At 57.3% G+C, this 26,087-nt stretch carries 23 protein-coding genes; 12 read left to right on the top strand and 11 right to left on the bottom strand.

The features are described 5' to 3' along the window. Window positions 1-87: 87 nt before the first annotated feature. From GV764_RS12410 to yeiP, 6 genes are all read right to left on the bottom strand, one after another. Window positions 88-1,653: a cyclic di-GMP phosphodiesterase gene (locus GV764_RS12410; protein WP_161660422.1), complete on the bottom strand. Its 1,566-nt coding sequence runs from the start codon at window positions 1,651-1,653 to the stop codon at window positions 88-90. A gap of 166 nt (window positions 1,654-1,819) precedes the next feature. Continuing rightward, the gene (gene mepS / locus GV764_RS12405; RefSeq protein ID WP_161660421.1) at window positions 1,820-2,389 is read right to left on the bottom strand and encodes a bifunctional murein DD-endopeptidase/murein LD-carboxypeptidase; all 570 of its coding nucleotides are present in this window, start codon (window positions 2,387-2,389) and stop codon (window positions 1,820-1,822) included. Window positions 2,390-2,803: 414 nt separating this feature from the next. Then, window positions 2,804-3,517 carry a phosphatase PAP2 family protein gene (locus tag GV764_RS12400; protein WP_161660420.1) on the bottom strand — a complete coding sequence of 238 codons (714 nt, stop codon included), beginning with the start codon at window positions 3,515-3,517 and terminating at the stop codon, window positions 2,804-2,806. A gap of 46 nt (window positions 3,518-3,563) precedes the next feature. Next, window positions 3,564-4,541 carry a CobW family GTP-binding protein gene (locus tag GV764_RS12395; RefSeq protein WP_161660419.1) on the bottom strand — a complete coding sequence of 326 codons (978 nt, stop codon included), beginning with the start codon at window positions 4,539-4,541 and terminating at the stop codon, window positions 3,564-3,566. A gap of 120 nt (window positions 4,542-4,661) precedes the next feature. Then, complete coding sequence (locus GV764_RS12390) at window positions 4,662-6,128, bottom strand: mannitol dehydrogenase family protein (RefSeq protein WP_161660418.1); 1,467 nt, start codon at window positions 6,126-6,128, stop codon at window positions 4,662-4,664. 248 nt (window positions 6,129-6,376) lie between these two features. Beyond that, complete coding sequence (gene yeiP, locus GV764_RS12385; RefSeq protein WP_161660417.1) at window positions 6,377-6,949, bottom strand: elongation factor P-like protein YeiP; 573 nt, start codon at window positions 6,947-6,949, stop codon at window positions 6,377-6,379. Between the two features lie 155 nt (window positions 6,950-7,104). On the opposite strand from yeiP, the gene GV764_RS12380 reads away from it, so the two are divergent. Next, window positions 7,105-7,359 carry a YkgJ family cysteine cluster protein gene (locus GV764_RS12380; protein ID WP_125291620.1) on the top strand — a complete coding sequence of 85 codons (255 nt, stop codon included), beginning with the start codon at window positions 7,105-7,107 and terminating at the stop codon, window positions 7,357-7,359. On the opposite strand, the gene setB is transcribed toward GV764_RS12380, so the two are convergent. Beyond that, a complete protein-coding gene (gene setB, locus GV764_RS12375) occupies window positions 7,356-8,537 on the bottom strand; it encodes a sugar efflux transporter SetB (RefSeq protein ID WP_161660416.1) in 1,182 nt (393 codons plus the stop codon). The genes GV764_RS12380 and setB overlap by 4 nt on opposite strands. 351 nt (window positions 8,538-8,888) lie before the next feature. Here setB and fruB point away from each other — a divergent pair, with 351 nt between their 5' ends. From fruB to fruA, 3 genes are read left to right on the top strand one after another with little or no spacing between them, the layout of a single operon-like run. Next, window positions 8,889-10,022 (top strand): fused PTS fructose transporter subunit IIA/HPr protein, encoded by a 1,134-nt coding sequence (gene fruB / locus GV764_RS12370; RefSeq protein WP_161660415.1) that lies wholly within the window; start codon window positions 8,889-8,891, stop codon window positions 10,020-10,022. Continuing rightward, entirely contained in the window at window positions 10,019-10,957 is a 939-nt protein-coding gene (gene fruK / locus GV764_RS12365) for a 1-phosphofructokinase (RefSeq protein WP_125291623.1), read from the top strand. Before fruB ends, fruK begins: the two co-directional genes overlap by 4 nt. Before the next feature lie 16 nt (window positions 10,958-10,973). Next, window positions 10,974-12,674 (top strand): PTS fructose transporter subunit IIBC, encoded by a 1,701-nt coding sequence (gene fruA, locus GV764_RS12360; RefSeq protein WP_161660414.1) that lies wholly within the window; start codon window positions 10,974-10,976, stop codon window positions 12,672-12,674. A gap of 63 nt (window positions 12,675-12,737) precedes the next feature. Here fruA and nfo read toward each other — a convergent pair whose 3' ends face one another. After that, complete coding sequence (gene nfo / locus GV764_RS12355) at window positions 12,738-13,595, bottom strand: deoxyribonuclease IV (protein WP_161660413.1); 858 nt, start codon at window positions 13,593-13,595, stop codon at window positions 12,738-12,740. A gap of 67 nt (window positions 13,596-13,662) precedes the next feature. After that, complete coding sequence (locus GV764_RS12350) at window positions 13,663-14,709, bottom strand: YeiH family protein (RefSeq protein ID WP_161660412.1); 1,047 nt, start codon at window positions 14,707-14,709, stop codon at window positions 13,663-13,665. A gap of 122 nt (window positions 14,710-14,831) precedes the next feature. On the opposite strand from GV764_RS12350, the gene yieE reads away from it, so the two are divergent. Both yieE and lysP read left to right on the top strand, forming a co-directional pair. After that, on the top strand, window positions 14,832-15,698 hold the full coding sequence (yieE, locus tag GV764_RS12345; protein WP_161660411.1) for a DNA-binding transcriptional regulator YeiE: 867 nt from the start codon (window positions 14,832-14,834) through the stop codon (window positions 15,696-15,698). A gap of 155 nt (window positions 15,699-15,853) precedes the next feature. Further along, window positions 15,854-17,323, top strand: a complete 1,470-nt coding sequence (gene lysP / locus GV764_RS12340; protein WP_125291628.1) for a lysine-specific permease — start codon at window positions 15,854-15,856, stop codon at window positions 17,321-17,323. Between the two features lie 132 nt (window positions 17,324-17,455). Here lysP and GV764_RS22285 read toward each other — a convergent pair whose 3' ends face one another. Then, window positions 17,456-17,656: a hypothetical protein gene (locus GV764_RS22285; protein WP_328515172.1), complete on the bottom strand. Its 201-nt coding sequence runs from the start codon at window positions 17,654-17,656 to the stop codon at window positions 17,456-17,458. Here GV764_RS22285 and cirA point away from each other — a divergent pair. Further along, entirely contained in the window at window positions 17,559-19,514 is a 1,956-nt protein-coding gene (gene cirA / locus GV764_RS12335; RefSeq protein WP_328515171.1) for a catecholate siderophore receptor CirA, read from the top strand. The genes GV764_RS22285 and cirA overlap by 98 nt on opposite strands. Before the next feature lie 51 nt (window positions 19,515-19,565). On the opposite strand, the gene fghA is transcribed toward cirA, so the two are convergent. Continuing rightward, window positions 19,566-20,408 carry an S-formylglutathione hydrolase gene (gene fghA / locus GV764_RS12330; RefSeq protein WP_161660409.1) on the bottom strand — a complete coding sequence of 281 codons (843 nt, stop codon included), beginning with the start codon at window positions 20,406-20,408 and terminating at the stop codon, window positions 19,566-19,568. A 125-nt stretch (window positions 20,409-20,533) separates the two neighbouring features. Between fghA and GV764_RS12325 the strand changes: the two genes are divergently transcribed. The 5 genes from GV764_RS12325 (at window position 20,534) to mglB (ending at window position 26,074) form a co-directional block, all read left to right on the top strand. After that, the gene (locus tag GV764_RS12325; protein ID WP_161660408.1) at window positions 20,534-21,682 is read left to right on the top strand and encodes a YbfB/YjiJ family MFS transporter; all 1,149 of its coding nucleotides are present in this window, start codon (window positions 20,534-20,536) and stop codon (window positions 21,680-21,682) included. Between the two features lie 103 nt (window positions 21,683-21,785). After that, a complete protein-coding gene (gene folE, locus GV764_RS12320; RefSeq protein ID WP_125291632.1) occupies window positions 21,786-22,454 on the top strand; it encodes a GTP cyclohydrolase I FolE in 669 nt (222 codons plus the stop codon). Window positions 22,455-22,469: 15 nt separating this feature from the next. After that, the gene (yeiB, locus tag GV764_RS12315) at window positions 22,470-23,627 is read left to right on the top strand and encodes a DUF418 domain-containing protein YeiB (RefSeq protein WP_161660407.1); all 1,158 of its coding nucleotides are present in this window, start codon (window positions 22,470-22,472) and stop codon (window positions 23,625-23,627) included. Between the two features lie 153 nt (window positions 23,628-23,780). Beyond that, window positions 23,781-24,806: an HTH-type transcriptional regulator GalS gene (gene galS / locus GV764_RS12310; protein WP_161660406.1), complete on the top strand. Its 1,026-nt coding sequence runs from the start codon at window positions 23,781-23,783 to the stop codon at window positions 24,804-24,806. 272 nt (window positions 24,807-25,078) lie between these two features. Then, window positions 25,079-26,074 carry a galactose/glucose ABC transporter substrate-binding protein MglB gene (gene mglB / locus GV764_RS12305; RefSeq protein WP_161660405.1) on the top strand — a complete coding sequence of 332 codons (996 nt, stop codon included), beginning with the start codon at window positions 25,079-25,081 and terminating at the stop codon, window positions 26,072-26,074. The last annotated feature ends 13 nt before the right edge of the window (window positions 26,075-26,087 follow it).

Genomic DNA, 26,087 nt, shown 5'->3' with positions numbered 1-26,087 from the left:
TGCCGCCGGGCTAAGCTGTTGTCTGTGAATAATAAGTGAGGGGCGCGAGATTGTGAAATAAATGTCCCGACAATCTTGCGGTGTCGGTTATTTATCTGAACGCTGGCGCTGCCAGTCGATAAGCTGGGCAACGCGTACCGGACGGGAAAAGAAAAATCCTTGCAGGTAATTCACCCCGCGATCGCGCAGCCATTTGGCCTGTTCCCAGGTTTCTACCCCCTCGGCCACGGTCGTCATGTTTAACCGGCGGGCGAGGGTGATCACCGCATCCAGCACCGGCGAGGTCACCGTTTCGGTGCCAATGGCGTTAACGAAACCGCGATCGATTTTCAGGTAATCCAGGGTAAAGCGCTCCAGGTAGATTAGCGCGCTGTGGCCGGTGCCGAAATCGTCCACGGCGATCTCAAATCCCTGCTGGTGCAGCCACGCAAACAGCGATACCGCTTCTTTTTCCTGGATCATATCCCGTTCGGTAATTTCAAAAACCACCTGGAAGTGGCCGTCGGGCAGCGAAGCGGCGAACTGGCGTATATCCTCTTTAAACCCCGGCGAATGTAAATGCCCCGGCGCGATATTAACGCCGAGTTTCGCGCCCTTGGGCAGGCTATTCATCAAAAGCGGCGCCTCTCTGGCGATCAGCTTAAACAGATGGCGGGTCAGCGGGACAATAAGCTGTTGGGCTTCGGCAAAATTGATAAACGCATCAGGTGGGATAGCGCCCGCCGTAGGGTGTTCCCAGCGCATCAGCACTTCTGCGCCGGTCATGGTGAGATTTTGCGATTCCACCACCGGTTGCCAGACAATATAAAACTGATTGCGGCGTATGCCTTGCAGGATCTCCTTACCGGAGCGCTGACGGGCATACAGCAGGTAGCCGCACAGGCATCCGCCGAGCGCGCCAGTCAGAATCCCTGACAGGGCCGACAGCGCAATATCCTCCCGTGACCAGGTTTTACCGTAAATAAAGAGCTTAATGGGATAATCTGGCAGGGTGGCGATACGCAAGGGCATAGAGGCCAGGCTGGCGACGTTATAAACCCCGGGCGACGCCGTGCTAATGGCTTTATTGCCAATCACCAGCGCCACGCTTGCCGCATCGCGATGGCGCGACGTGAACAGCAAATAGGGCGCCAGATTGACATTCAACGTCGTGAATATCCCGCGCTGCGCGTCAGCAGGGTTCTGATACCAGATAGCGATAGTCGGTTTGCCTGGCATCATCGGCGTACCGGGCATGATGTCTAAATCGACCTTTTGATGGGTATCGATGGCCGGGGCCAGTTTGGCCATCGATTCCGACATACTGCCGGTGGCCGATGAACAGTAGGCCGTATCGTTATTGACCAGCACGAAGGCGCGAACGTTGATATTAAACGCCGCGCGGGACGTAAGTTTAGCGGAGACGAGATTACATCCTGACTGGGTGAGCGGCTGGAGCGTATCGGCAACCGCTTCGAGATCGTTAAAATAATCGCGCACGTAGCGTTGTACGCCTTGAGTCAGTATGTCATAGCCTTGTTCGCGCTTGTGGTGTAGCCACAAGGCGTAAAGCGCGGAAGTCATTATCGCCAGGACGACGCCAACCATGATGCTCGTCATGATCACTTTCCGTGGCGTCGTCAGATAGCGCTCAAAGATATTGACTGCTCTCATCCCGGGAGGCTCTCTGTGATCGTCGCAAGTGGAGGGTGTTTCCTGAAAATATAACCTGGTTAGTGAAAGGTGTGATCGCCGTGTTTGCGGCAAACAAAAACGCTGCCGAAGCAGCGTTTTGTTGAATGATATCTGTTGGGACAGCCAAGGGAAGCTGGCAACAAGATTATGTGCGGGTCAGTACGCGCCGCGCTTCATTGTAGCGCTTGTTCCAGTAGGGCTCATCCATGCTGGAAATCACAACGCCGCTGCTGGTAGACGCATGAACGAACTGGTTGTTGCCGATATAGATACCGACGTGGCGGCCAGTGGAGCCTGCGCGGAACAGCACCAGATCGCCGGTGCGTAAGCCGTTGCGGGAAATATGTTTACCCATTTCCTGCTGTTCGTAAGTTGAACGCGGCAGTTCTAAACCAAATTGTTCACGGAAGGTACGCTGCACAAAACCGGAGCAATCAATGCCGCTACGGGTGCTGCCGCCGAGGCGATAGCGCACGCCTTTCCAGCTTGCGTACTGGTCCATTAAGCGCGATTTGATATCGACTGTACGGACCATCTGTTCAAATTCATCCTGAGAGGCTTGCAGTAAAAAACTATCGTTACTGCCAACTGCATGCGTCTCAGAATGCACGTTCTTTGCGGTGTTGGTGGAGCTACAAGCTGAAAGCAGTACCGCAACTGCAATCGCAGGGATTACCCGCAAGAAATATCTCACAATTGGTTGAGATGTGACCATGTTGTTTATTTTCCCTTGAAGTCCTTAACGACAAATATCGTTATAAAAAATGCCAAACGTGACGAGACTAATTAGCGAGGCGGGATGAGACAATTCCGGATGTGCAAAAATGTGGATTAACGCACACTAAGATTACTCATGAGCCACTATTTAACCGTTTGCCAACAAAGCGAAATCGAGAGTACCCGATCGAAACACGCATGGCGAGAGCTTTTATCCGATTTTTTATAAGAAATTGTGATGTTAAAAAACAAAATTTATATTTAAACAATTACGTAACATTTATGCGTTAAAAATAAGCAACCTTTTCATTTTGATGACAAATTGGGTGTTTAGTATTTAAGCTAAATTCGGTTATGCAATAAAAAACCGCCACAGGCTGAAGCAGCACATGGCGGTTTATATTGTGAACAATTACTGAATATTCGGACTCTGTTTATTCTTACCGGGTAAATAATAGTTCAGCAGCGTGATTATTTTGTCGCTTAGCGGCGTTAATAGCACCCATGGAAGCCCTACTAAAATTACGGATAACGACCCGACGAATATATCGGTAAACCAGTGCGCGCCAATCATCATTCGCGGCAGGGAAAAAACCACAAAAATAACCAGGGAAATAGCAAAGGCCCGCGCGCCGAAATAGCGCAGCATAAATCCGCAAAAGATCATTAGCATCATCCCATGATCCCCCGGGAAACTGTCTTTCGAAGCGTCTTTGGTGGGGATGTTGAGCAACTCGCTCACCCGATGGATATCGGTGAAAAACAGCGTCGGGCTGTGACGCTGCACCGGCAGCCGTTGGCCAATCTGATTCAGCACGACCGCCGTCAGCAACATCACCACGCCCATAATGACAATCTGGCGGCGGCCATACGGCGTCTGCTTCAGCCAGTACGACAGTATCAGCAACCCCATCGCCACCAGCGAAAACCCGTCAAAGGCGCGGTTGTTGGTGATCGCCACCAGCCACAAAAACGCGCGACTCTCTACCAGCAGATTGTTGAAATAATGGAATATTCTGGAATCGATGGGGAACCAGAATCCGTGGTTTGCCGGCAGCATCCACGAAAAAAACAGCGCAAGGCCGGCGATGTTCAACAGCACGATAAGAGGGAGACGCGTTTTCATGATCTTCATCACAGTCTGAGATTACACCCAGGCAACGTTAGTCGGACTAACTTAAACGAATCTTCAACAAACTGGATTGCAGGGCGTTCCAGTCGGCCAGATCGTTGTGAATAAGCTCAATGCGACTGTCCGGCGGCGCGACGTTCTGGGTTTCGATATGTAAATCCAGACCCTGGCGGTTAATTCGCACCAGCCCTTCCGGAATGCGCATTACGCCCTTGACCCGATCCACCGGCGCCAGCCGCGCCCATTCCAGCAGGCCGATAGTGTCGAATACCGTTTCGCTGTCAAAAATCCAGCCGCAGGCATGATAGCCCTGGCCCTGGTTCAGGTTGCGCCGCCAGCGCTGGTGACTGGCTAAATTTAGCGCCGCCAAACCGCGCGATGAGGGATGCGAATGGCTGTGTTCCGGGCTGGAGGGCAGCTCGCGGGTGTTATGGCGTGGCGCATCAAGCAGCGCGTTGTCAATCTGCCCCTGGGTAGCGACCACGATCTGGCGGTTATCGCCGTGCTTTTCCTGCCACTGGTTCAGCGCCTCCAGCGCGCTGTCGTCGGCGCGGTCCTGCTTATTGGCAATAATAATGTCGGCGGAAGCCAGCTGATCGCGGAAGTTATCATTATTGACGTATTGCGGATCCAGCAGCTGACGGGCATCCAGCAGGCACAGCGTGGCGCGCAGGTCAATCCACGGCTCGTAAACCGGCGCGGTCAGGATATCGAGGATCTGTTTAGGGTGCCCCAGCCCGGTGGGCTCAATCAACAGCCGGTCGGGTTTACCCTGGCGCAGCAGGGTATTCAGGCCGACCTGCATCGGCAACCCGTTTACGCAGCACATGCAGCCGCCGGGGATCTCTTTCAGCAACGCGCCGCTATCGGCCAGCAGCGCGCCGTCAATGCCCACTTCGCCAAATTCATTCACCAGCACCGCCCATTTCTCGGCGGGGTCTTTATGGGCTAACAGGTGAAGAATAGTGGTGGTTTTACCGCTGCCGAGAAAGCCGGTAATGAGGTTGGTTTTGGTCACGAAAGGCTCCTGCCGAATCTTTACCGCTCAACGCGATAACAAAGTGTAGCCGGTAATCCTGGCGAAAAAAGACGGCAAAGAGAAGAGGGGGAGCAGATTTGCTCCCCGGATGAAAGGCAATTAACGACGTGCCAGGCGCGCTACCGCGTCGCGCGCGCCGGTGCGGCACAGGCTCTGCCAGGCCGCTTTCAGGGTATGGATAAACACCGGGTTGGCCGGAAGATCCTGACCGAAAATCTCTTTCAGGTTCAACAGCGCTTCCACGCGCTCGTCCTCGCTGCTTTTCCCGACCTGCGCACGGATTTTGTCCAGCAGCGGATCGCGGATATCAATCGGCTCGCCGCGATCATCCACGCCGCTGACGTAGCGCATCCAGCCCGCCACGCCCAGCGCCAGTAATGACCAGTCACCGCCGTTGGCCAGATGCCAGCGAATACCGTCGAGCATACGCTGCGGCAGTTTCTGGCTACCGTCCATCGCGATTTGCCAGGTCTGATGCTTCAGCGCCGGATTGCTGAAGCGCTCGATCAGGCTGTCGGCATAGGCGGTTAAATCCACGCCAGTAATGCGCAGCGTCGGGGCCTGCTCGTTGAGCATCAGCCTGCGGGCGGCGGTTTTGAAATTTTCGTCTCGCATGCAGTCCGAGATATGTTTATAGCCCGCCAGATAGCCCAGCCAGGCCAGGAACGAATGGCTGCCGTTGAGCATTCTCAGCTTCATCTGTTCCCAGGGCAGCACGTCATCGACCAGTTGAACGCCAACGGCATCCCATTCCGGACGGCCTGCGACGAAATTATCTTCCACCACCCACTGGATAAACGGCTCGGCGCTGATGGCGCACGGATCCTCAACGCCCAGAATATCGCTGATTTCCCGCAGGGATTCCGGCGTGGCGGCGGGGACAATGCGGTCCACCATGGTAGCCGGGAAGGAAACGTGTTCCGCAATCCACTTCGCCAGCGCTGGCGAGCGCTTTTGCGCCATGCCGATCACCGCCTGGCGCACCACGTTGCCGTTTTCAGGAATGTTATCGCATGACAGCACGGTAAAGGGGTTAAGCCCGCGCGCCTGGCGTCGCGCCAGCGCTTCAACCAGCAGGCCGGGTGCGGAGTGCGGGGCGTGCGGGTTTTCCAGGTCGTGGATAATGCGTTCATTGGTCGCATCAAGCTGCCCGCTGGCCGGGTCAATGCAATAGCCTTTCTCGGTAATGGTCAGGGAAACGATCGCCACCTGCGGTTCGCAAAACTTTTCAATAATGGCCTCAAGACCGTCCAGCCTGGCATTCAGGCATTCGTTTACCGCGCCGACCATAATGGCGGTATTTCCCTGCGCGCCTTTTTCCAGCACGGTAAACAGATGATCCTGCTCGCGCAGCGCACTCATCAGCTTATCGCCGCTGAACAGGCTGATTTCGCAAATCCCCCAGTCGCCGCCGTTTTTGCGCAGCACCCGGTCCGTCAGTAACGCCTGGTGCGCGCGGTGAAACGCGCCGAAGCCGAGATGCACAATGCGGCTTTTCAGCGCGCGGCGGTCATAATCCGGCGTCTGTACGTCGGGCGGAAGCGTTGCGGTAGCGAGGTTTTTCATTGTTTGCTTTACCTGATTAACCATTAATTAACATCATCAGTGTAAAGTTATACGACAGCAATGTGAATTGGTATGCCGGGATATTCTGTAGAGTGTGAAGGGGATCATGCAATGATGGCGGGTGGCGGTAAAATAAGTCGACTTGTGCTTGATAATTGGTATAACAGCTTTCAGCAAAAAATGCCGGCTACATCGATTTAATCACGGGGTATTAACAAACAGGGGCATCGCTGCCCCTGAAGACATACTTAGTCGGCGCGGCCCATATAGCGGCGCTCCGGGATGTGGACGCGGATTTTATCGCCGTTGCTCAGGTATTCCGGCACCTGAATGACCAGGCCGGTAGACAGCGTGGCTGGCTTGGTACGGGCGCTGGCGGAGGCACCTTTAATGCCCGGAGAGGTTTCCACGATTTCCAGATCCACCGTCTGCGGCAGTTCCAGCGCAAGCAACTGTTCGTCCCAGGTCAGCACCTGCATATCCGGCATACCGCCTTCCGGAATGAACAGCAGCTCGTCTTCAATTTGCTCTTTGTTGAAGATAAACGGCGTGTAGTCTTCCGCATCCATGAACACATATTCGTTGCCGTCAACGTAGGAGAAATTCACAAAGCGGCGGGTCAGGCTGACAGTATCCACGATATCATCGCCCTTGAAGCGTTCTTCCACTTTCAGGCCGGTGCGCACATCGGAGAAGCGCATTTTGTACAGCGTGGCGGCGCCACGGGCGCTCGGCGCCTGGATATCGATATCTTTCACCAACAGCAACTTGCCGTTGTAATTGAGAACCATACCTTTCTTTATTTCGTTTGCTCTTGGCATTGGGAAAATCCTGTTAATAGGGTCTTATAAAAGATCGCGTCAAACTACTCGTGGCTTGCGGTTGTGGCAAGCGGATTTGTATTTGCTGTAAAAGTCATAGTGCCAGGGACGGTGGCCTGTTAAAGTCGCCGCTCGATACCGATCCGGAGTCCAGAATGGAATGCCGTCCAGATTGCGGCGCATGCTGTACCGCGCCCTCTATCTCCACCCCCATTCCGGGTATGCCGCAGGGCAAACCGGCGAATACCCCTTGCGTGCAGCTTGATGAACATCAGCGCTGCAAAATCTTCCTGTCGCCGCTGCGCCCGGCGGTATGCGCGGGGCTGAAGCCGTCGCGGGAGATGTGCGGCGACGCGCGCCCTCAGGCGATGCAGTACCTTATCTGGCTGGAGGCGCAGACCGCGCCCTAAACGTCCTTAATGCGCAGCAGGCACCACAGCGTCAGCACAATCATCGCCAGCCCAACGTAAAACACGCTGTGGTAATTCCAGATTTCAGCAATGATCCCGGCCATCGACCCGGCAATAATCCAGCCGACGCGGGTGGTATTAGTATAAAGCGTGGTGGCGGACCCCGCCTGACCGGGCATTAAATCCTGAAAATAGAGCATCCCGATACCCGCCAGAATCCCAATATAGATGGCGTTCAGCAATTGCAGACCCAGCAGGACGATTGGATGGTGGAAGGTCAGCATACCGATATAGAACAGCAGCCCGGCGACGGTGGCGATACGCATCAGGAAGCGCTTGCCGCAGCGTCTGGCGTAGTAACCGGCGATCAGCATGGTCGGGATTTCCAGCCCGGCCGCCGTGCCCATCATGATGCCCGCCAGTTTTTCAGGATAATGCAGCTCGTTAATGATGTAGAGCGGCATATTGATGATATACAGGCTGTTGGTGCCCCACATCAGAGTACAGGCGGCGAACAGCAGCAGGGCGTCCCGGCGGTTGCTGCGCGGCGCTTCGAGTTTGGCGCTCACCGGCACCGGCGTTTTGCGCATCGACGGCAGTAAAAACCAGACTATCGCCCCGCACAGCACATAGGCGAACGCCGCGCTGACGTACATCACGTCAAAACCGAATCCCATTGCCAGCGCATAGGCGATCGGCGGGCCAATCACCCAGGCCAGTGACACCTGGGCGCGTAGAATCGAACTGAACATCACCGCTTCGCGCCCTGTCTTATCGGCGTGCTCCCGTGCGAGGGCAAACATCTGTGGGTTGGCCGTTGAGCCAAAGCTGCTCAGGAATACCCCGATAAACAGCAGCACAAAATAGTTGCGGTTCCAGGCGAACAGCAGGCTGGCGAGCGCGCCCAGCAGGCAGCAGGCGAAGATCAGCGACTTGCGGTCGCCTTTTTTATCGGAACGCCCCGCCAGGAACTGGCTCACCATGATGCCGATGATGGCGCTGCCGCTAAAGAAGAACCCCACCATCGCCGGGCGCGCATGGACTTCGGTGGTGAGAAACAGGCTCAGCGTCGGCGTTTGCAATGCGCCAGCAATTCCGGTCAAAAAGGCCACAATTAAGAAAGACGCGGACGTGATATCAAACGTGCGTGGGGGAAGGGCGGTGGTGTTGTTAGACATGTTGGAGGTTCAGGTTTGAAGAAGGTGCGCAGTTTACGCTCAGCGGCAGCAAATAAACAGGGTGTCAGGTCAATTCACTGGTTATTTTGAACCTCAGTTTCAGTGCTGAACGGTGGCTGAAGGCCTGCTGAAATAACCCAACTAATTTCAGCTAATGTCGGTTTTTAGCCGCTGAAATGTGCGGAAACTCAAAAATCTGTCATTCAGTTAACAACAAAACTTGCCAGTTTTGCCGGTTGCCTCCACACTCGCGAAACGTTTCAGCGTCGTCTTATTGGCTTGCCACATTGAGAGGGCGCATTTTTTCTCATGATGGCTGAAACGATTCAATTTCAGCGAGCGAGGAGAGTTATGTTCCAGTTATCTGTGCAAGATATACACCCTGGCGCCAGCGCCGGGAGCAAAGACGAGGCGATCCGGCAGGTTGCGGCGGCGCTGGCTCAGGCCGGCAATGTGGCCGACGGTTACGTCAACGGCATGTTGGCCCGCGAACTGCAAACGTCCACGTATTTAGGCAATGGCATTGCCATTCCTCACGGCACCACCGAGACCCGCGATCAGGTGCTGAAAACCGGCGTCAAAGTGTTTCAGTTCCCGCAGGGTATCGCGTGGGGCGAGGGGCAGACCGCGTATGTCGCCATCGGCATCGCTGCCAGCTCTGATGAACACCTTGGCCTGCTGCGCCAGCTTACCCACGTGTTAAGCGATGACGACGTCGCTGAACAGTTAAAAAATGCCGCCAGCGCGGAAGAACTGCGCGCGCTGCTGATGGGTGAAAAGCAGCAGGCCTCGTTGAAACTGGATAACGACACGGTGCAACTGGACGTCGCCGCTGCGGATTTGACCACGCTTCAGGCGCTGAACGCGGGCCGTCTGAAAGCGGTCGGCGCGGTAGACAGCCGCTTCGTCAGCAACGTCATCAACGATACCCCGCTCAATCTCGGTCACGGCATCTGGCTGAACGACAGCGCGGAAGGCAACCTGGCGAGCGCAATCGCCGTCAGCCGCAGCGCGACGCCGTTTGAGCATGACGGGCAGCCTGTGGCGATGCTGTTGACCGTCGCAATGGCAGACAGCCAGCCGGTGAATGTGCTGAAGCGTGTAAGCGATTTGATTATCAATCAGAAAGCCGACCGCCTGGTGAACGCTGATGGCGCAACCCTGCTGGCGTTGCTGACCAGCGACGACGCGCCGCTGGACGACGTGCTGAGCGCGGAGTTCGTGGTGCGTAACGAACACGGTCTGCATGCCCGTCCGGGCACCGTGCTGGTGAACACCGTCAAGCAATTCAACAGCGATATTACCGTTACCAACCTCGACGGCAGCGGTAAACCGGCTAATGGCCGTAGCCTGATGAAAGTCGTCGCGCTGGGGGTGAAGCAGGGCCACCGCCTGCGCTTCACTGCGCAGGGCGAAGATGCTGAACAGGCGCTGAAAGCGATTGGCGATGCCATCGCCGCCGGTCTTGGGGAGGGCGCAGCATGAGCAGACGCGTCGCCACCATTACCCTCAACCCGGCCTATGACCTTGTCGGCTACTGCGCAGACATCGAGCGCGGCGAAGTAAACCTGGTTCGCACCACCGGCCTGCATGCGGCGGGCAAAGGCATTAACGTCGCCAAAGTGCTCAAGGATCTGGGTATCGACGTCACCGTGGGCGGGTTCCTCGGCAAAGACAACCAGGACGGCTTTCAGCAGTTGTTCAGCGAACTGGGCATCGCCAACCGTTTCCAGGTGGTTCAGGGCCGCACCCGTATTAACGTTAAGCTCACCGAGAAAGACGGCGAAGTCACTGACTTCAATTTCTCAGGCTTTGAAGTGACCCCCGCCGACTGGGAGCGTTTTGTGAATGATTCCCTGAGCTGGCTGGGCCAGTTCGATATGGTGTGCGTCAGCGGCAGTTTGCCGTCCGGCGTCAGCCCGGAAGCGTTCACCGACTGGATGACCAAACTGCGCAGTCAGTGCCCGTGCATTATTTTCGACAGCAGCCGCGAAGCGCTGGTGGCCGGGCTGAAGGCCTCGCCGTGGCTGGTTAAACCCAACCGCCGCGAGCTGGAAATCTGGGCCGGTAAAAAGCTGCCGGAACTGAAAGACGTCATCGAAGCCGCACACGCGCTGCGCGAGCAGGGCATCGCCCACGTGGTGATTTCGCTGGGTGCGGAAGGGGCGCTGTGGGTTAACGCCTCGGGCGAATGGATCGCCAGACCGCCGTCCTGCGAAGTCGTCAGCACGGTAGGCGCCGGGGATTCGATGGTTGGCGGCCTGATTTACGGACTGCTGATGCGCGAATCCAGCGAACACACATTACGTCTGGCGACCGCCGTGGCGGCGCTGGCCGTAAGCCAGAGCAACGTCGGCATTACCGACAGACCCCAGTTGGCCGCAATGATGGCGCGCGTCGACCTCCAACCCTTTAACTGACAGCAGGAGAGACATAATGAAAACGCTGCTGATAATTGATCCGAGCCTCGGGCAGGCCCGTGCATACATGGCGAAAACCCTGCTTGGCACGGCGGCTCACAAAGCGCACCTGGATATTATCGATAACCCGAACGACGCGGAACTGGCTATTGTGGTCGGCACCGCCATCCCTGCTGACACCGCGCTGAACGGTAAAAAGGTGTATCTGGGCGATATCGATCGCGCCGTGCTGCATCCGGAACTGTTCCTGAGCGAAGCCAAAGGCAAAGCCGCGCCGTACAGCGCGCCGGCGGCGGCGGCTGCGCCAGCCCAGGCCAGCCTGGCGAAAGGCCCGAAACGCATCGTTGCCGTCACCGCTTGCCCGACCGGCGTGGCGCACACCTTTATGGCGGCTGAAGCCATTGAAACCGAAGCCAAAAAACGCGGCTGGTGGGTGAAGGTTGAAACCCGCGGCTCCGTTGGCGCGGGCAATGCCATCACCCCGGAAGAGATCGCCCAGGCGGATCTGGTGATTGTAGCGGCGGATATCGAAGTGGATCTGGCGAAATTCGCCGGGCTGCCGATGTACCGCACTTCTACCGGTCTGGCACTGAAGAAAACCGCCCAGGAGCTGGATAAAGCGGTGGTGGAAGCCAAACCCTATGAAGCCCAAAAGGCGGCTTCGGCCTCCTCTCAGGAAGGCAAAAAACAGAGCGCGGGCGCGTATCGTCACCTGCTGACCGGTGTTTCTTATATGCTGCCGATGGTGGTGGCGGGCGGCTTGTGTATCGCGCTCTCCTTCGCGTTCGGTATCGAGGCTTTCAAAACGCCGGATACCCTGGCGGCGGCGCTGATGCAGATCGGCGGCGGTTCAGCCTTTGCGCTGATGGTGCCGGTGCTGGCGGGGTACATCGCCTTTTCCATCGCGGATCGTCCGGGCCTGACGCCGGGTCTGATTGGCGGCATGCTGGCGGTGAGCACCGGTTCCGGTTTCATCGGCGGTATTCTGGCGGGTTTCCTGGCGGGCTACGTGGCAAAAGCCATCAGCACGAAGCTGAAGCTGCCGCCGAGCATGGAAGCGCTGAAGCCGATCCTGATTATTCCGCTGCTTTCCAGCCTGGTGGTTGGTCTGGCGATGATCTACCTGATCGGCAAACCGGTTGCCGGCATCCTGGCGGGCCTGACTCACTGGCTGCAAACCATGGGTACGGCGAACGCGGTTCTGCTGGGCGCTATCCTCGGCGGTATGATGTGTACCGATATGGGCGGTCCGGTGAACAAAGCGGCCTATGCGTTCGGCGTCGGTCTGTTGAGTACCCAAACCTATGCGCCGATGGCGGCGATTATGGCGGCCGGTATGGTGCCACCGCTGGCAATGGGTCTGGCGACGATTGTTGCCCGTCGTAAATTCGACAAAGGCCAGCAGGAAGGCGGTAAAGCGGCGCTGGTTCTGGGCCTGTGCTTTATCTCGGAAGGGGCGATTCCGTTCGCGGCCCGCGACCCGATGCGCGTTCTGCCTTGCTGTATCATCGGCGGCGCGGTAACGGGCGCCCTCTCTATGGCGATTGGCGCGAAACTGATGGCACCGCACGGCGGCCTGTTCGTCCTGCTGATCCCTGGCGCGATTACCCCGGTGCTGGGTTATCTGCTGGCGATTGTGGCCGGTACGCTGCTGGCGGGTCTGGCGTATGCCTTCCTGAAGCGTCCGGAAGCAGAGCTGAACACCAAAACCGCGTAATTTACGCAGTAAGCAATAAAAAAGGGCAGGTGAGAACCTGCCCTTTTTGCGTTTGATAGTGGTTCAGACGGTCACGGTTTCGTGCTGCTGCGCCCGCAGCCAGGCGATCTCTTCCGCCCAGATATCCGGGTTAATGGTTTCCAGAATCAGCGGGATACCGTCGAAACGCGCATCGCGCATCAGCCAGCTAAACGGCGTATGGCCAATGTTGCCCTCGCCGAGGCTGTTATGGCGGTCAACCCGGCTGGCAAAGGCGCTCTTTGCGTCGTTGAGGTGCATGCCGCGCAGGTACTGAAACCCGACGATGCGGTCGAATTCAGCAAAGGTATTTTCGCAATCTTCTTCGGTCCGCAAATCGTAGCCGGCGGCGAAAGCGTGACAGGTATCAATGCACACCCCGACGCGCGTTTTATCCTCTACGCCGTCAATAATCGCTGCCAGATGCTCAAAGCGGAAACCCAGGTTGCTGCCCTGTCCGGCGGTGTTCTCAATCACCGCCGTCACGCCTTCGGTTTTCGCCAGGGCGATATTAATGGATTCGGCAATGCGCGCCAGGCAGGCCTCTTCGCTAATTTGCTTGAGATGGCTGCCGGGATGGAAGTTCAGCAGGGATAAACCCAGTTGCTGGCAGCGCGCCATCTCGTCGATGAACGCGTCGCGGGATTTTTCCAGCGCCTCATCCACCGGGTGGCCGAGGTTAATCAGGTAACTGTCGTGCGGCAGGATCTGGCCCGGCTTAAAGTGATGCTGCTCGCAGGCGGCCCTGAAATTATCAATGGTTTCGCTGCTGAGCGGTGCCGCGCGCCACTGGCGTTGGTTCTTGGTAAACAGGGCGAAGGCGTTTGCGCCAATCTCTACCGCGCGGGTCACGGCCTGCTCCACGCCGCCGGATGCGCTGACATGTGCGCCAATGTATTTCATCTCTTTCTCCTGACTTACCTGCAAAGCACGCTTTTTATCATAGCCGCTGCGGTGTGGAAAGCGCCGGTTACAGCAGATGATGTACCGCCAGATTAATCGCGCCGCCGCCGATTATCAGCCAGCCGAACAATATCAGCGCCATCACCAGCGGCCTGGCTCCGGCCTTTTTCAGCGCGCTGACGTGGGTCGTCAGCCCCAGCGCCGCCATCGCCATCGCCAGCAGCACCGTATCCAGGGTAATCAACGCCCGCACCAGCGCATCCGGCAACAGGTGGAACGAGTTGAAAATCGCCACCAGAATAAACAGCACCGCAAACCATGGAACGGTGATTTTGCCGGTCCGGGCGCTGCCCGCCGGAGCCAGCTGTTTGACGCGCGCCGCCAGAAAAATCAGGAACGGAGCCAGCATCATCACGCGCAGCATCTTGGCGATCACCGCGCTGTTTTCCGCATCCGGGCTGATAGCGTGCCCGGCGGCCACCACCTGGGCCACTTCATGCATCGTCGAGCCGATAAAAATCCCGTAGTTTTCCGGGCTAAACCAGTGGGCCAGCAGCGGGTACATCAGCGGATAGATAAAAATCGCCAGGGTGCCGAAAATCACCACCGTCGCCACCGCCACCGTGACTTTACTCGGCTCGGCTTTGATCACCGGCTCGGTCGCCAGGATTGCCGCCGCGCCGCATATGCTGCTGCCTGCGCCGATCAGCCAGCTGGTCTGGCGATCCAGCCCAAAGATTTTCTGCCCCAGAAAGCAGGCCAGCAAAAAAGTGCTGCTCAGAGTCAGAATATCAATCGCGATGCCGCTGACGCCCACTTCAGCAATTTGCGAAAACGTCAGGCGGAAGCCATAAAGAATAATGCCCAAACGCAGTAAATGCTGTTTGGCGAACAAGACGCCGCCGTCGCACTGTTGCCAGATCTTCGGATACAGGGTGTTTCCGACCACCATCCCCGCGAGAATGGCCAGCGTCAGGGCGCTAAAGCCCGCCCCGGCAACAGCGGGAATCGAGCCCGCCCACAGGGCGAAGCCGGTAAGGCCCGCGCACAGCGCCAGGCCGGGAAGAAAATGCCATATCGTGCGGCGATGAGTCTGTAGGGTAATTTCTGCCATAACCTTCTCCTTTGTCCGGGAAAAGCTTACGGCGCGGTAGCTTAAAAATAAAATTGATTATATATTTATAATCAATCTTTATAAGTGGTAAGCAGGCGCACTGCTGCCGAAAAGGAAACATTATGCATATCACGTTGCGTCAGTTAGAAGTCTTTGCTGAAGTGCTGAAAAGCGGTTCAACGACCCAGGCCTCGCAAATGCTGGCGCTGTCGCAATCCGCCGTCAGCGCGGCGCTAACCGATCTGGAAGGCCAGCTTGGCGTGCAGTTTTTCGACCGCGTCGGCAAGCGGCTGGTGGTTAATGAGCATGGCCGGCTGCTCTATCCGCGGGTGGTGGCGCTGCTGGAACAGGCAGGGGAGATCGAACAGCTGTTCCGCAACGACAACGGCGCGATCCGTATTTACGCCAGCAGCACCATCGGTAACTACATCCTGCCGGAAATTATTGCCCGCTATCGCCGCGATTTTCCCGATCTGCCGCTGGATCTGAGCGTAGGGAATACCCAGGACGTGGTGAACGCGATTATTGATTTTCGCGCCGACGTCGGGTTTATCGAAGGGCCATGTCATATGGCGGAAATCGTCACCGAGCCGTGGCTGGATGACGAGCTGGTGGTGTTCGCCGCGCCGGATAATGCGCTGGTCAACGGCCCGGTGACGCTGGAAAGCCTGGCAGCCGCGCCCTGGATCCTGCGCGAACGTGGCTCCGGCACTCGGGAAATCGTCGACTATTTATTGCTGTCTCATCTGCCGCGTTTCCATCTTGAGATGGAGCTGGGCAACTCCGAAGCCATTAAACACGCGGTGCGCCACGGGCTGGGTATTAGCTGCCTGTCGCGCCGGGTGATTGCCGAACAGCTGGCGGCGGGGACGCTGGTGGCGCTGGAACTGCCGCTCTCCCGCCCGGTGCGCACGCTATACCGCATCCATCACCGGCAAAAGCACCTGTCCCGGGCGTTGCAGCGTTTTATCGGCTATTGCGGGCCGTAGCGCCGAAAAGCCGTCCTGCCGTTCCCTGAATGACGGCTTTACTTATAATCCTACCCCGATCATGAAGGTCTCTTATAACCGCGATTTTCTGCCGTGATATAAGGAAACGCTCTGCTACAATCGCGCCTCATTTTATGGATGGGCATTATTTTTATATGGTTAGCGAAACGAAAACCACACAAGCGCCTGGCTTACGCCGTGAATTAAAGGCGAGACATCTGACCATGATCGCCATTGGCGGCTCAATCGGCACCGGGCTTTTTGTCGCCTCTGGCGCGACCATTTCCCAGGCGGGCCCCGGCGGCGCGCTGCTTTCTTATATTCTGATCGGCCTGATGGTCTACTTCCTGATGACCAGCCTCGGCGAACTGGCGGCGTATATGCCGGTGTCCGGTTCTTTTGCCACCTATGGTCAGAAGTACGTGGAAGAGGGCTTCGGCTTCGCGCTGGGCTGGAACTACTGGTACAACTGGGCGGTGACCATCGCCGTTGACCTGGTGGCCGCGCAGCTGGTGATGACGTACTGGTTCCCGGATACCCCGGGCTGGATCTGGAGCGCCCTGTTCCTTGCCATCATGTTCCTGATTAACTACATTTCGGTGCGCGGTTTCGGTGAAACCGAATACTGGTTCTCGTTGATCAAAGTGACCACGGTGATTGTGTTTATCATCGTCGGCATCCTGATGATCCTGGGCATCTTCCAGGGTTCGCAACCGGCGGGCTGGAGCAACTGGACCGTGGGCGAAGCGCCGTTCGCTGGCGGATTTGCCGCGATGATCGGCGTGGCGATGATCGTCGGCTTCTCCTTCCAGGGCACCGAGCTTATCGGCATTGCGGCGGGCGAATCCGAGAACCCGGAGAAGAACATTCCGCGCGCGGTGCGTCAGGTGTTCTGGCGTATCCTGCTGTTCTATGTGTTCGCCATTCTGATCATCAGCCTGATTATTCCGTACACCGATCCGAGCCTGCTGCGTAACGATGTGAAAGACATCAGCGTCAGCCCGTTCACCCTGGTGTTTGAACACGCGGGCCTGCTTTCAGCGGCGGCGATCATGAACGCGGTGATCCTGACGGCAGTACTGTCGGCGGGCAACTCCGGTATGTACGCCTCAACCCGTATGCTGTACACCCTGGCCTGCGACGGCAAAGCGCCGCGCATCTTCGCGAAGCTGTCCCGTGGCGGCGTGCCGCGTAACGCGCTGTATGCCACCACCGTGATTGCCGGTCTGTGCTTCCTGACCTCTATGTTCGGCAACCAGACCGTGTACCTGTGGCTGCTGAATACCTCGGGGATGACCGGCTTTATCGCCTGGCTGGGTATCGCTATTAGCCACTATCGCTTCCGTCGCGGCTACGTGATGCAGGGGCATGATATTAACGATCTGCCGTATCGCTCCGGGTTCTTCCCGCTGGGGCCGATCTTCGCTTTCGTGCTGTGCCTGATTATTACCCTCGGCCAGAACTATGAAGCCTTCCTGTCGGATACCATCGACTGGGGCGGCGTGGCGGCGACCTATATCGGTATCCCGCTGTTCCTGATTATCTGGTTCGGTTACAAGCTGGCGAAGGGCTCGCACTTCGTGAAGTACAGCGAGATGGAATTCCCGGATCGCGTTAAAAAATAACCCCTTAAAGGCGCGGCTCCCGCGCCTTTTTCTTTTCCTCCGATATATTCTGCTTACCCTTTCTCGCCGTTTTTTCCATTTAACAACAAATTTTAACAATTTAATTGATAAGCATTATCGTTTGCTTTATGGTTAGCCGCGTAAAAAGCCACCCGCCTCGATGCGGGGGCGCGGCGGTGTGAGCGATGAGATGAATTTGTTGTATTTCACCTCATGGAGATAAGGAATGTTCAGGTTGAATCCTTTGGTCAGGGGCGGACTGTGCGCGTCTGCGTTGACCCTGGCCTTGCCCGTTATGGCGGCCGACAATCCGGAAGAGACGATGGTTGTCACCGCATCGTCTACCGAACAAAACCTCAAAGATGCGCCCGCCAGCATTAGCGTGATCACCCAGCAAGATTTGCAACGTAAACCGGTTCAGAACCTCAAAGAGGTGCTGAAAGAAGTGCCGGGCGTGCAGCTGACCAATGAAGGCGATAACCGCCAGGGCGTCAGCATTCGCGGCCTGAGCAGCAGCTATACGCTGATTCTGGTAGACGGCAAGCGGGTGAACTCGCGTAACGCGGTGTTCCGTCATAACGATTTCGACCTGAACTGGATCCCGGTAGACGCCATCGAGCGCATCGAAGTGGTGCGCGGGCCGATGTCTTCGCTGTACGGTTCCGATGCGCTGGGCGGCGTGGTCAACATCATTACCCGTAAAGTGAGCAAAAGCTGGCACGGCTCCGTCACCGCAGACACCACCATCCAGGAACACCGCGATCGCGGCGACACTTACAACGGCCAGTTCTTCACCAGCGGCCCGCTGATTGATGACGTACTGGGCGTAAAAGTGTACGGCAGCCTGTCGAAGCGTGAAAAAGACGATCAGCAGCCGACCAGCACCGGCGAAACGCCGCGTATTGAAGGCTTTACCAGCCGTGACGCCAGTGTGGAGTTCAACTGGACGCCGAACGAGAATCATGACATCGACTTCGCCTATGGCCGCGACCGCCAGGATCGTGACTCCGATTCCCTCGCCAAAGACCGCCTTGAGCGCGAAACCTGGGCCATCGGCCACAACGGGCGCTGGGATTCAGGTAACAGCGAGCTGCGCTTCTACGGCGAAAAACTTGATAACAAAGATCCTGCCAGCACCGGCACCATTACCTCCGAAAGCAATACGCTGGACGGTAAGTACGTGCTGCCGATTGGCGCGATCAACCAGTTAGTGACTTTCGGCGGCGAATACCGCCACGACAAACTGAAAGATCCGGTCAATCTGACGGGCGGCAACAGCAGCGAAACCTCTGCCAGTCAGTACGCGCTGTTCCTGGAAGACGAATGGCGGATTATCGATCCGCTGGCGCTGACCGCCGGTCTGCGTATGGACGACCACGAAACCTACGGCGACCACTGGAGCCCGCGTGCGTATCTGGTGTACAACGCCACCGACACCCTGACGGTGAAAGGCGGCTGGTCCACCGCGTTTAAAGCGCCTTCGCTGCTGCAACTGAGCCCGGACTGGACCACCGGTTCCTGCCGTGGCGCGTGCGAAATCGTCGGTAGCCCGGATCTGAAGCCGGAAACCAGCGAAAGCTACGAGCTCGGCCTGTACTACGCCGGGGAAGAAGGGTGGCTGGAAGGCGTCACCGCCAGCGTCACGACCTTCCAGAACGATATTGACGACATGATCAACATCGACCGTACGCAAAGCCGCACGCTGGCGCCAAGCTACAGCAACTTTGTGGGGTTCAACAGCGACGGCGAACCGATCTTCCGCTATTACAACGTCAACAAAGCGCGGATTCGCGGCGTGGAAACCGAGCTGAAAGTGCCGTTCAACGACCAGTGGAAACTGACGGTGAACTACACCTATAACGACGGGCGTGACCTGAGCGGCGGCGGCAACAAACCGCTGTCCTCGCTGCCGTTCCATACCGCCAACGGCACCCTGGACTGGACGCCGCTGGAAGACTGGTCGTTCTATGTGTCCGGTAACTATACCGGCGAGCAGCGCGCCACCACGACCGCTACCACCGCCACCGGCGGCTATGTGATCTGGAATGCGGGCGCGGCCTGGCAGGCCACGAAGAACGTCAAGCTGCGTACCGGCGTGATGAACCTCGGCGATAAAGACCTGAGCCGCGAAGACTACAGCTATAACGAAGATGGCCGTCGTTACTTTGTGGCCATGGATTACCGCTTCTGATGGATTGCTGAAAAGAGAGAAGGGTATCCCGGGCGGGATACCCTTTTTTACTTACGCCTCAGCAAAAAGATGCTCAGCATGAAAGCGCAGGTGATCTTCAATAAACGAGGCAATAAAGAAATAACTGTGATCGTAGCCTGGCTGAATGCGCAGGGTTAACGGCCAGCCGGTCTGGCGCGCCACTTCCGCCAGTTGCGCAGGCTGAAGCTGATCGGCGAGGAACTGATCGTTATCGCCCTGATCCACTAAGGTCGGGATCTGCTGTTCGGCGCTTGCCTGCGCCATCAGCGCGCAGCTGTCCCATGCCGCCCACTGGTTTTGATCCTCGCCCAGATACGCGCTGAACGCTTTCTGGCCCCAGGGCACGCGCACCGGGTTCACAATGGGCGCAAACGCCGAAATCGACGTAAAGCGTCCCGGATTTTTCAGCGCCATGATCAGCGCCCCGTGGCCGCCCATCGAGTGACCGCTGATAGCGCAACGATCGCTGACGTTAAAGTGCTCCTGAACCAGCGCCGGTAGCTCATCGCGCAGATAGTCGTACATCCGGTAATGTGCTGCCCACGGCGCCTGGGTGGCGTTCAGGTAAAAGCCCGCGCCTTTGCCCAGATCGTAGCCGTCGGCATCCGCCACATCATCGCCGCGCGGGCTGGTGTCCGGCATCACCAGCACAATGCCCAGTTGCGCCGCGACGCGCTGAGCGTTGGCTTTGGTAGTGAAGTTTTCATCATTGCAGGTCAGGCCCGAGAGCCAGTACAGCACCGGCGGCGGATTGGTGGAAACCGGCGGCGGCAAAAATACGCTCAGGGTCATGGTGCAGTTGAGCACCTCTGAATGATGACGCCAGCGTTGTTGCCAGCCTTCAAAACAGCGGTGCTCTTCAATCATCTCCATAATGGCTCCTTGGGGTATCGAAAGGGTACGCAGGTTATTCATTTTACAGTGAAGAAATTTCAGTTCAGCTTTATTTGGCTATCCTGCATCATCTATATAACCGCATTGTAACAAATGGAGTGGCCGTGGCGCTGCGAATTGCGATAACGGGTTTTCTGGTTTTAGTCGTGGCGATGGGTATCGGCCGTTTTGCCTTTACGCCGCAGGTGCCGTTAATGATAGCCGAAGGGCAGCTTACCCTGACCAGCGCGGCGCTGGTGGCGGCGATTAACTATCTGGGCTATCTGGCAGGGGCATGGGACGCGATGCGCGCCTGTCGCCACGTGGAGTGCCGGTTGCACCTCGGCGTCTGGGGCGCGGTAGGGCTGACGTTACTCTCTGCGCTGGCCCCGGAGGCCTGGAGCCACGCGATAATTCGCTTTGTCATTGGCGGTATGAGCGGCTGGGCGATGGTGTTGATCGCCGCCTGGACCAACGAACAGCTGGCGCATTTCGGCAAACCGGGGTTAAGCGCGGCGGTATTCGCCGGGCCGGGCGCGGGTATCGCCATCAGCGGGTTGCTGGCCGTGGCCATTCAGGCGGGCGATTTGCACGCCTGGCAGGGCTGGCTGGTATACGGGGTGCTGGCGCTGATCCTGATTGGCCTGATCGCGCGTAATTTGCCGCGCAAGGGGCAACTCCATCGCCCGGAGAGCCAGCCGCAGCCGCTGACGCTCACGCCTGGCCTGAAGCGCCTGGTCTGGAGCTACAGCCTTGCCGGTTTCGGCTACATCCTGCCCGCGACGTTTCTTTCGCAAATGGCGGCGGCGCGCTTTCCCGGCAGCTTTATGGCGCAGTTCGTCTGGCCAGTGTTTGGCATCGCTGCGGTGTGCGGTATTGCATTAAGCATTGCCCTGCGCCACGTGGGCTCCAGCAATCAGCGGCTGGCGGTGGTGCTGTTGTTACAGGGCGTCGGGGTGCTGGGCGCGGCGTTATTGCCTGCGATGGCGGGGCTGGTGGTTGGCGCGTTGCTGGTGGGCGGCGGATTTTTATGCGCGGTGCAGCTGTCGCTGCTTTACGGACGCGAGCTTGCGCCCCAGCATACGCGCTATATGGCGGGGTTATTAACCACCGGCTATGCCGTCGGGCAGTTGGGCGGGCCGATGACGTCGGCGCTGTCCACCGTCCTGACCGGCAGGCTGGAGCCTGCGCTGTGGATTGCCGGCGTAGCGCTGTTTGTCGCCGCCGGGCTGGTCTGGAAGCGTGAGCCTGAAAGGCCAGACCAATTTCAATAATTATCATGGTGAATACTGGATTATGTGCACCGGCTCACGCACAATGAATGCGCACTTTGCCCCGGGAGGGCAGAGGTACGCCACACCTGCAGGAGAAAAATAAATGTCATCACTCAGTAAAGAAGCCGCCCTGGTTCATGAGGCGCTGGTCGCCCGCGGTCTGGAGACGCCGTTGCGTCCGCCGTTGCGCGAACTGGACAACGAAACCCGCAAGCGCCTCATTTCCGAACATATGAGCGAAATCATGCAACTGCTCAATCTGGATCTGAGCGATGACAGTTTGATGGAAACGCCGCACCGCATCGCCAAAATGTATGTCGATGAGATTTTCTCCGGGCTGGATTACGCCAATTTCCCGAAAATCACCGTCATTGAAAATAAAATGAAGGTTGATGAAATGGTCACCGTGCGCGACATCACCCTGACCAGCACCTGTGAACACCACTTTGTGACCATCGACGGGAAAGCCACCGTGGCCTATATTCCCAAAGAGTCGGTAATCGGCCTGTCGAAAATTAACCGTATCGTGCAGTTCTTCGCCCAGCGCCCGCAGGTGCAGGAGCGTCTAACCCAGCAGATCCTGGTGGCCCTGCAAACCCTGCTTGGCACCAACAACGTGGCGGTGTCGATCGATGCGGTGCATTACTGCGTGAAAGCGCGCGGCATTCGTGACGCGACCAGCGCGACCACCACCACCTCGCTCGGCGGGCTGTTCAAGTCCAGCCAGAATACGCGTCAGGAGTTTTTGCGCGCGGTGCGTCACCACAGCTAACAGAAGGCCGGATGCATGGAACGAAATGTCACGCTTGACGCGGTTCGTGGCGTTGCCATTCTTGGCATCCTGCTGTTGAATATTATGGCTTTCGGCCTGCCGAAAGCCGCCTACCTGAATCCCGCCTGGTATGGCGATATTACCTCCCGCGACGCCTGGACCTGGGCGCTTCTCGACCTGTTTGCCCAGGTGAAATTCCTGACCTTATTCGCGCTGCTGTTTGGCGCGGGCCTGCAACTGCTATTGGCGCGCGGCAAACGCTGGATCCAGTCGCGTCTGACGCTGTTAGTTTTGCTCGGTTTCTGCCACGGTCTGCTGCTGTGGGATGGCGACATTCTGCTGGCTTACGGGCTGGTGGGGCTGATTAGCTGGCGGCTGATCCGCGACGCGCCCAGCGTCAAGTCGTTATTCAATACCGGCCTGATGCTGTTTCTTGTAGGGCTCGGGGTATTGATATTGCTGGGCCTGATTTCCGGCGACCAGCTTAACCGCTCGTGGATCCCTGACGAGTCGGCCCTCCAGCTGGAACAGTTCTGGCGTACTGAAGGAGGAATGACCGCCATTCGCTACCGGGCGGATTTGCTCTCCTCCACGCTGCTGGCTTTGGGCGCGCAGTACGGTTGGCAACTGGCGGGCCTGATGCTGATCGGCGCGGCGCTGATGCGCAGCGGCTGGCTGAAAGGGCAGTTTAGCATGGGGCATTACCGGCGCACGGGCGTCATACTGATCCTGACTGGCGTGGCGATTAACCTGCCGTCAATCCTCCTGCAATGGCATCTCAACTGGGCCTACCGCTGGTGCGGCTTCCTGTTACAGGCCCCGCGCGAGCTGAGCGCGCCGTTTCAGGTGCTGGGCTATACCGCGCTGATCTACGGTTTCTGGCCGCAGCTTTCCCGCTGGCGCATCACCGGCGCGGTGGTGTGCGTCGGGCGGATGGCGCTCAGCAACTATCTGCTGCAAACCCTCATCTGCACCACCTTGTTCAGCCGCTTCGGTCTGTTTATGAAATTTGACCGCCTGCAACTGCTGGCCTTTGTCCCGGCGGTTTGGGCCGTGAACCTGCTGTTCTCCGTTTGCTGGCTGCGCTATTTCCGCCAGGGACCGGTGGAATGGCTGTGGCGGCAATTAACCGCACGGGCGTCAGGGGTTAGCCTTTCCCGCACAGACAGATAACGATCCAGATCACAATCATTAACATTTTGGATGTAACCGTTTTCAGCGGTGTGATGCGCTTCACGCAGCATCCATTCACGCGCTGACACAATATCCTGAGCTTAACACAGGGGGTATTCGTGAGTTGCTGCCAAAATAAACAGGATGAGGGTTATGATCACCATTCGTGATGTCGCACGTCAGGCGGGCGTATCCGTCGCCACCGTTTCCCGGGTCCTGAATAACAGCGCGCTGGTGAGTCCAGAGACGCGCGAACTGGTTCTGCAGGCCGTCAATCAGCTGGGATACCGCCCGAACGCCAATGCCCAGGCGCTGGCGACCCAGGTCAGCGATACCATTGGCGTGGTGGTCATGGACGTCTCCGACCCCTTCTTCGGCGCGCTGGTGAAAGCGGTGGATACCGTGGCCCAGCAGCATCAAAAATATGTGCTGATCGGCAACAGCTATCATGAAGCGGAAAAAGAGCGCCACGCCATTGAGGTGCTGATACGCCATCGCTGTAATGCCTTGATCGTTCATGCAAAAGAACTTCCTGACGACGAGCTGGCGCAGTTCATGGATCACATCCCCGGCATGGTGCTGATTAACCGCATTGTTCCGGGTTATGAGCACCGCTGCGTCGGGCTGGACAACATCACCGGCGCGATGATGGCGACGCGGATGCTGCAAAGCAACGGCCATCAGCGCATCGGCTATCTGGCCTCAAGTCACGCTATTGAAGATAACGATCATCGCCGTGAAGGGTGGCAGCGCGCGCTGGCGGAGCAGGGGATTGTCGCCCCGGAAAGCTGGGTTGGCACCGGTTCGCCGGATATGCAGGGCGGCGAGGCGGCGATGGTTGAACTGCTGGGCCGCAATCTCCAGCTGACGGCGGTTTTCGCCTATAACGACGGGATGGCGGCGGGGGCGTTGACGGCGTTGAAAGATAACGGCATTGCGGTGCCGCAGCATTTGTCACTGATCGGCTTTGACGACATTCCCATGGCGCGTTACACCGATCCGCAGTTAACCACCGTGCGTTATCCGATTGTTTCAATGGCGCGGTTGGCGACAGAGCTGGCGTTACAGGGTGCGCAGGGGCTGCTCGATAATGCAGCAACCCACTGTTTTATGCCGACTTTAGTGCGTCGCCATTCGGTAACCGGGCGCCAAATTGTGGCTCCGATCACTAGTTTGTAAATATGCGTGATGTAACCGCTTTCAATCTGTGAGTAAATTCACAGTATCTTAACAAGCCGCTGACTATGATGTCAGCGGTTTAGGGGCTGAAACACTATGTAACGATAACCATAGATGACAAGCCCGAAAGCGCAAATAACACGCAGTACTGGAGCGTTACCTGTCACGGAAGAAAATTTTCATCAGTGAACTTAGGCAGTCAGTAACGTGAACTCCACGCTGTCCTGCCGTCCATTATTCACAAGAACTACCCTGCAAATACCGGAGATACCATGAATAAGAAGGTGTTGACCCTGTCCGCTGTGATGTCGTGCATGCTGTTTGGCGCTGCTGCTCAGGCAGCCGATCGTATCGGCGTGACCATCTATAAATATGACGATAACTTCATGTCTGTAGTACGTAAGGCGATTGAGAAGGAAGCTACCGCCTCTCCGGATGTTCAACTGCTGATGAACGACTCGCAGAACGACCAGTCCAAACAGAACGACCAAATTGACGTCCTGCTGGCGAAAGGCGTGAAGTCTCTGGCTATCAACCTGGTTGACCCGGCTGCAGCGGGCACCGTGATTGAAAAAGCGCGCGGCCAGAACGTGCCAATCGTGTTCTTCAACAAAGAACCGTCCCGTAAAGCGCTGGACAGCTATGACAAGGCCTTCTACGTCGGTACTGACTCCAAAGAATCCGGCATTATCCAGGGCGACCTGATTGCCAAACACTGGGCGGCAAACCCGGCGTGGGATCTGAATAAAGATGGCCAGATCCAGTTCGTACTGCTGAAAGGCGAACCGGGCCACCCGGATGCTGAAGCGCGTACCACTTACGTGATCAAAGAGCTGAACGATAAAGGCGTGAAAACCCAGCAGCTGCAGCTTGATACCGCTATGTGGGACACCGCCATGGCGAAAGACAAGATGGACGCCTGGCTGTCTGGTCCGAACGCGAACAAAATTGAAGTGGTTATCGCCAACAACGACGCCATGGCAATGGGCGCGGTTGAAGCGCTGAAAGCCCACAACAAATCCTCTATTCCAGTATTCGGCGTTGACGCCCTGCCGGAAGCCCTGGCGCTGGTTAAATCCGGTGCGATGGCCGGTACCGTGCTGAACGACGCCAACAACCAGGCGAAAGCCACCTTCGATCTGGCGAAAAACCTGGCAGCAGGTAAAGGCGCCGCCGACGGGACTAACTGGAAAATCGAAAACAAAGTGGTTCGTGTTCCTTACGTCGGGGTTGATAAAGAAAACCTGGCTGAGTTCACCAACAAATAATAAGCCGTATTTA

Source organism: Atlantibacter hermannii, assembly GCF_009907385.1.
Taxonomy (GTDB): Bacteria; Pseudomonadota; Gammaproteobacteria; order Enterobacterales; family Enterobacteriaceae; genus Atlantibacter; species Atlantibacter hermannii_A.
Note: the sequence above shows the minus strand (reverse complement) of the source record. Positions and strands in the feature narration are given on the sequence as shown.